Raw genomic sequence first — 4,917 nt, forward strand, 5'->3', positions numbered from 1 at the left:
CTGCGCCATTGCCAATACCAGAATAAATTAAACCCCGTTGAGCATCGAGACTAATGATCACCCCTTCGCGGATAATTTTCGTGGCACCTTTAACCCCGACAATAACAGGAATACCCAATTTTAAACCGATAGTAGCGGCGTGATTATTCATCGCGGTATCTTCGGTGATAATTCCGCCAGCTTTCCGCATCATATCCACATATTCGGCGCTGGTGGTGGGAACGACTAAAATCTCCCCACTACTAAAACTACCCACTTCTCGGGCATTATGGGCTACTCGCGCCCGGCCACTAGCCACACCCTGGCCGATACCCGTACCTTTACCCAAAAGGGATTTTACCACTTCCACCTTAATTAAATCCGTGGAACCGGCCACCCCTTGCAGAGTTCCCGCCGTCATCACCACTAACTCACCATCCGCTAGGAGGTTATTTTCCTGGGCGAGATTCATCGCCACTTGAAAAGTTTGGCTGGTGGAGGGTAAATCGAGCAATAACATCGGTTTTACGCCCCAAACTAGCTGTAACTGCTGTGCCACTTCTCGATGGGGAGTAACGGCTAAAATCGGGGTTTTGGGGCGAAATCGGGAGACGTTACGGGCAGTAGAGCCGGTTTTTGTCAGGGTAATAATTGCCGCTGCCCCCAATTGTTCGGCAATTTGACTAACTGCCGAGGAAATAGCGTTAGGAATCGATTGTTTATTGTTAGAGCGAGCGGCACTATTGATCTGTTCCCGTTCGATCCTTTCGGCAATGCGGGCCATGGTTGCCACCGCTTCGATGGGATAATGACCCACAGCCGTTTCATTGGAAAGCATGACCGCATCAGTGCCATCTAAAATCGCATTAGCCACGTCCGAAACCTCGGCGCGGGTGGGACGAGGATTACTGGCCATACTGTCAAGCATTTGAGTGGCGGTAATAATCGGGATGCCTAGCTGATTAGCGGTATTAATCAGGCGTTTTTGCAGGATTGGCACGTCTTCGGCTGGTAATTCTACTCCTAAATCCCCCCTAGCCACCATAACACCATCACAGAGGGATAAAATTTCCTCCATTTCCTCGATCGCTTCGTGTTTTTCAATTTTAGCGATCACGGGGATAGATTTACCCGCACTGGCGATTAATTCTTTAATTTCGAGGATATCTTGGGGATTACGCACAAAACTAAGGGCGATCCAATCCACATCCCACAGCAGTCCGAACATTAAATCTTTTTTGTCCTTATCGGTTAAAGCTTTCACCGACAGATAGACGTTGGGAAAATTTACCCCTTTATTACTGGATAAGACACCCCCAACCACCACGCGACAGGACAGGTCTCCTTTCAAACGATCCACTGATTCCACCCGCATTTCGACCTTACCATCATCGAGGAGAATTCTCGAACCTTCTGGGACTTCTTGGGCCAGCGAGGGATAGCTAATGGAACTTATTTCCTGATTACATTCCACATCCCTAGAAGTAAGGATAAAGGGTTCCCCCGGTTTCAGGGTAATCGACCCACAGGCAAATTTACCTAAGCGAATTTTTGGCCCCTGTAGATCCTGAAGGATGCCAATGGGTTGATTGAGTTCAAAGGCTAACTGACGGATCAGGTTAATGCTGTGACGATGGTAATCGTGATCGCCATGGGAAAAGTTTAATCTAAATGTCGTCGCCCCCGCCTTGATCATCTGACGTAATGTTTCCTTATTTTGCGAGGCTGGGCCAATCGTGGCCACAATTTTAGTGCGACGGGGGAAAGACAGAGAGTGCATAGATAAGCAACTAAATAGGCGAAGTAAATATAGCAGCGTTTGGGACGCTCCGATCATCTTCTCATAAATGGTTATACCCAGTGAAAAGTTAAAAGCAAAAAAACGGTGAGATCTATAAATCCCACCGTTCTTATTTACCAAGTCCGTCAACTCAGCTTAGAAACGGAAAGTTGTCCGGAGGACACCGACAAAAATGGTGTCGTTATTACGGTTGTTAGCGTTGAAGATCGCATAGGCACCGGGGGTAATCAGGATGTTTTTGGTGACTGGGAACTTATACTGAGCTTCTACCATGTAAGAGGTGCTGCTTTCTTTATCGGAACGGGGCACTTGACCACCACCTAAAGAAAACGCCGCACCTTCGGCAAAGAGGTCGAGAACGGAGAGGTTAAGGTTCCAAGACCAGATACCAGTGTTATTGTCTCCGATCGCATCATTAACTCCCGTGGCCGAAGCATCGGCGTAACCAGCCCAGCCCGCTAGATTTAAGACTCCTGGGATAACTTGGGCGCTCGCCTGAAGACCGAAACGGTTAGCAGTAGTACCAACGTTACCGAAGGGACGCTCGGTGAGAGGGCTGCTGACGTTACCGAATAAACCAGAACTCATACTGGCTGCAGTTTGATAACTGTAAACGTAAACGAAGTTAATATCGGCAAATTTGATGAAGGAGAAACCAACCTGAGCACCCGCACTGTAGGAACCGTTAAATAAACCGCTACCAGGGTTAGGATTGCTGGCACCATTAGTCCCACCCTCGGCTAGGTAGGTTCCCGTAACTTGGAAAACATCGCCAATGTTGAATCTGACCCCAGCACCAACACCGGAAGGACCACGGAAAACGATGTTATTGTAGCGTTGACCGCGAGATAAAGCACCTGTACCGCTATCGGCGAGGAAGGGGTTAGCAGTGATGAAAACGTCATCTAGGTTTAACTGGTTAGCACCAACCCAAACGGTGATGTTACCGAAGGGAGTGCCGATGGGAGCGCGGTAGAACAAGTCATCGATGGTTATGTCATTGTCCCGGCCATCATCGTATGCCAGACGGGTCATGTTGGTTACCGTCGGTCCGTTTTGGTTGAAGGTATTGTTAAAGTTACCCGCTTGTAAACGGGTTCTCAACAAATCTTTACCGGTGAAGCTGGTTTCAAAGTTGAGTCGTACCCGATTATTAAATACTGTTTGAGTTTCATCTTGATTGCTGCCATCAGTCACCGTACCGTCGGTATTGGTAACGGAAGCTTGACCACCCCAGCTATCGGCGATACTGAAGATGACCTCGCCTCTGAGTTTGGTGGTGGTAGAAAATTGATTGTTTTCCAAGAAAGCAACGCGCTGTTCAAGGTTATCCACTCTAGCTCCTAAAGCCGCTAGTTCGGTTTCAAATTCTTGAACAAGACGTTTTAATTTATCGATATCTTCTCTGAGTACACCGACACCATCTTGAATTAAACGTTCCATGACGTTTAAACAAGCGTTTAAACCTGCGGCAAATTCCCAACGAGTGGTGGCGCGATCACCACGGAAGGTACGGTCGGGATAACCCACGATACAACCGTAACGTTCCACAAGACTTCTTAATGCCTCGTAGGCCCAAGCGGTGGGAGATACGTCCCGCAGTTGGTTAACGCTAGTCACCTGGGACATGGAACCCTGATAAACACCCGTATTAATCTGCTGACTATTTTGGGCGCGTTGAATGCGATCGAGTTGTTGTTGCGCTACTGGATCAACCTTGAGTTGAGGTGTACCAGGCATAGTTTGAGCCACTGCGCTGCCAGCAGCCGCTACGGAAGCACCTAATACTAAAGGAGTTACCTTTACTAAATTCTTGAATAGTTTTGACATGGGTCAATCCTCACACCTTCTTCTATGGATTGAATGGACTATGAATACAAACAGACTATATGTTTAGCCTGCAATTATAATCACATTCTATGCTAATTCCCTCTTGTCTAGGTTAAGTTAATTTTATGATATGACAGAAAAATTTCTGTCTGATCTTATTAAAATTAGGAATTACGCACTTTACAAATTAACCATGATGTGCATCAATGAAAATCCCTCCTTTCAGACTTTCGGCGATTAACTTCCCAACGATAGCGATCGCTCAAAAGTGATCAAAAAATCACGTTAAAATGCCCGAAACCCATACATCACATTTAGTCAATCCTGTCAATGGGCAATTCCTAAAGATTTTGTTAAAATATCAGCCTTATCAGTTATCAGTTATCAGATGTGAGTTTTCAGTTCACTGTTTACTGTTCACTGTTCACTGATAAAATCTCCCCACTTCCCCACTTCCCCCCGCAACGCGCACGAAGTGGTCTCCCCACTTCCCCACTTCCTCAACAATAGTTGTGTGAGCTAGGCTCGATCGAGTAAGTTAGAATCGAGGATGATAGATATAGTGCTAGACTTGGGGGTCAGGATATAGATCGACTCCTTGAGTTAAAAACAGCAAGATTGCTGCTGAAAACTGACGGCTATAGATAAAGACTCGATTCTTGAATTTAAGCACCGAGAAGGGAGATAAAGATGGTCAATTTTGGGCTGAATTCGGCCAGTATCTTAGGAATTTTTCTGGCAGTGGCCGGAGCGGGATTATACTTCCTGCGCTCGGTGCGGCCGGAACTTTCCAGGGATCATGATATATTTTTTGCCGCCGTTGGTTTACTGTGCGGTTTAATTCTACTTTTTCAAGGGTGGCGACTGGATCCGATTTTGCAATTCGGACAATTTTTGCTGACCGGGGCAGCGGTGTTTTTTGCCTTCGAGACGGTAAAATTGCGGGGTTTAACCACGGAACAGGCCCGCCGCGGCACGTCTTTTGTGGATGAACGTCCTGTGAGTCGGGAATATCGGGCCGAATTAGAACCCCTCGACACCTACGAACCGGAGGAACGTTACGAAGATAATCCCCGTTTACGCGGTTACGAGGATCCCCGATCTTCCCGCACTTCTAGTTATCAGGACGAGGAACCCCGCGGCACCCGCACCCGTCGGCCGGCCGATACTAGCGGTCGCAAAACGGCTAATCGTCGTCCCCGCAATAGTTCCCCCACTAGCGATCGAGATGTTTATGATCAGCGCCGTAGCGGTGATGATTGGGAAGAAACCAGTCCCCGTCCCCGTCGTCGTCCCGCTAGTGAAGA

The 4,917-nt window shown here is 47.6% G+C and carries 3 protein-coding genes; 1 reads left to right on the forward strand and 2 read right to left on the reverse strand.

The features are described from left to right. On the reverse strand, window positions 1-1,759 hold a 1,759-nt coding region (gene pyk / locus PX481_RS07795), incomplete at its 3' end, for a pyruvate kinase (RefSeq protein ID WP_288094230.1). Between the two features lie 156 nt (window positions 1,760-1,915). Continuing rightward, window positions 1,916-3,610 carry an iron uptake porin gene (locus PX481_RS07800; RefSeq protein WP_288024058.1) on the reverse strand — a complete coding sequence of 565 codons (1,695 nt, stop codon included), beginning with the start codon at window positions 3,608-3,610 and terminating at the stop codon, window positions 1,916-1,918. A 690-nt stretch (window positions 3,611-4,300) separates the two neighbouring features. Here PX481_RS07800 and PX481_RS07805 point away from each other — a divergent pair. Next, window positions 4,301-4,917: Ycf66 family protein (locus PX481_RS07805; protein ID WP_288094228.1), on the forward strand; the 617-nt coding region annotated here is incomplete at its 3' end.

It is taken from the genome of Microcystis sp. M53603_WE2 (genome assembly GCF_030065435.1).